Raw genomic sequence first — 892 nt, 5'->3', positions numbered from 1 at the left:
CTTAAGCTGCAAGGTAAACGACCTGCTACCATTGATGCCTATTCCCGTGCCGTTCGTCGAATAAGCCGCTATTTTGATTGCTGCCCTGACTCGCTCACCCCCGACCAACTCAAGCAATACTTCGCTAGCCTTATTCAAACCCACTCGTGGAGTACCATCAAGCTCGACCGTAACGGCTTGCAGTTCTTCTATCGCTATACGCTCAATAAACAGTGGCAATGGCTCAACATTGTCAAACCACCTCGTACTCAAACACTGCCCGATGTGATGACACCCAGTCAGGTTGCTACGCTGATTAGCCACACTCACCAGCTTCGTTATCAAGTCTTCTTTCTTACTCTCTATTCCATGGGGCTGCGCCTCGGTGAAGGCTTAAATCTGACCGTCAATGACATCGACGCGCAGACCATGCACGTCCATATTCGCAATGGTAAAGGTGGTAAAGACCGACTCGTGCCACTGCCCAATCGGACACTTCATGCTTTACGTGCCTATTGGCAAACCCATCGTCATCCCTCGTGGCTATTCCCAGGTAAAGGCTCTCATCTTGACAACCCAATGGAGCGCGGCGGCGTACAAAAAGCAATGAAACGCGTGCTTAAACAGTGTGGCATCAATAAACATATTTCTCCGCATTCATTGCGCCATTGCTTTGCGACTCATCTGCTCGAACAAGGGGTAGATTTACGTTCTCTGCAAGTGCTGCTTGGCCATGCCAGTCTCAACACCACGGCGCGATACACCCGCATGACCCAGCAAAAACATCGCGATGCGGCGCTCGCTATCAACCAAATGGCCGATGCATTGAGCATTACGTGGGAGGTCGCATGAGTACTTTCATTGAACTGTTGTGCAGGCATAAAAAAGCGCTCGAACATCAGTATGCCAATCA

The 892-nt window shown here is 50.2% G+C and carries 1 protein-coding gene; it reads left to right on the top strand.

What is annotated here, in order from left to right; translation table 11 throughout:
* On the top strand, positions 1–831 hold an 831-nt coding region (locus tag VTH8203_RS23265), incomplete at its 5' end, for a tyrosine-type recombinase/integrase (protein ID WP_096995746.1).
* Positions 832–892 lie beyond the last annotated feature (61 nt).

It is taken from the genome of Vibrio thalassae (assembly GCF_900089835.1).
Lineage (GTDB): Bacteria > Pseudomonadota > Gammaproteobacteria > Enterobacterales > Vibrionaceae > Vibrio > Vibrio thalassae.
The sequence above is the reverse complement of the archived record's forward strand: the minus strand, read 5'-3'. Positions and strand labels throughout refer to the sequence as shown.